This is a genomic window from Pseudomonas sp. ENNP23 (assembly GCF_001728945.1).
Classification (GTDB): Bacteria; Pseudomonadota; Gammaproteobacteria; order Pseudomonadales; family Pseudomonadaceae; genus Metapseudomonas; species Metapseudomonas otitidis.
Genome location: NZ_LYSP01000112.1, coordinates 1 through 753, shown reverse-complemented (window position 1 = coordinate 753; position 753 = coordinate 1). Strand labels below are relative to the sequence as shown.

Below are 753 nucleotides of genomic sequence, written 5' to 3'. Positions count from 1 at the left end.
TTGGTCATGTCGTAGCTGACTTCGGGTTTGTAGGGGCTGCGTCCGTGCAGCACCTCGTTCAGTTCGTTCAGTCGCTGAGCGACACAGGACTGTTTGAGGTTCTTGCCGTCCTTGCTGATGTTTGGGGTGCTCTCGCAGAAGCAGACGGCAGAGCACAGCACGCGCTTGTCTTGCGGGTCCAGCTTGGGGTCGAGAATCCCGACCGGGTTGGTGGTGCCCCCTGGGCTGGTGCCGCCTTGGGAGAGCCCGGGCTGGTCGCTCATGCCTCGCCCTCCTGCACCAGGTCGATGTAGATGGATTCGGAGCTGTCATGCCTGATCCATGACGTCAGGCCCTCGCTATCGGTGGTCTCGAAGGCGCTCCAGCCGCCGCTGGACCAGACCCGGACCCTGCGCCCGGCAGCCGGCTTGCCGGTTTCATGGTCGATCAACTGAAAGCGCCCGGAATAGGCGCCTGTCGCGTTGTTGAGGGGGGTAACAGGTGTGAAGGAGGCGGGGTTAAAGGTGTCGCCGATGATGACGGTACCCGAACCGCTGATGATCACGTTGCCGTGCGCGCCGACACTGCCCAGAACCGCTGCGGGCTTGCCGTTGATCAGCACCGTGTTGGCCACGGCGGCGACTATTGCCCCGCCACAGGCCGTCAGATCGCCTTGCGCGGCGGCAGGCAAACCATCGAACAAGACATCAGGCGAGCCCTGGACGATGGGATTGACGCCGTGCCCGGGTATTGGGCACGCCGTTGGGTCGGTAA

General features: G+C 63.6%; 1 protein-coding gene and 1 pseudogene. Both read right to left on the bottom strand.

Annotated elements, in window-relative coordinates; all coding sequences use genetic code 11:
• Window positions 1-263 (bottom strand): annotated as a pseudogene (locus A9G05_RS26255) (VRR-NUC domain-containing protein); the annotation flags it as partial.
• Window positions 260-753: PAAR domain-containing protein (locus tag A9G05_RS26250; protein ID WP_256548496.1), on the bottom strand; the 494-nt coding region annotated here is incomplete at its 5' end. The pseudogene A9G05_RS26255 and the gene A9G05_RS26250, both read right to left, overlap by 4 nt.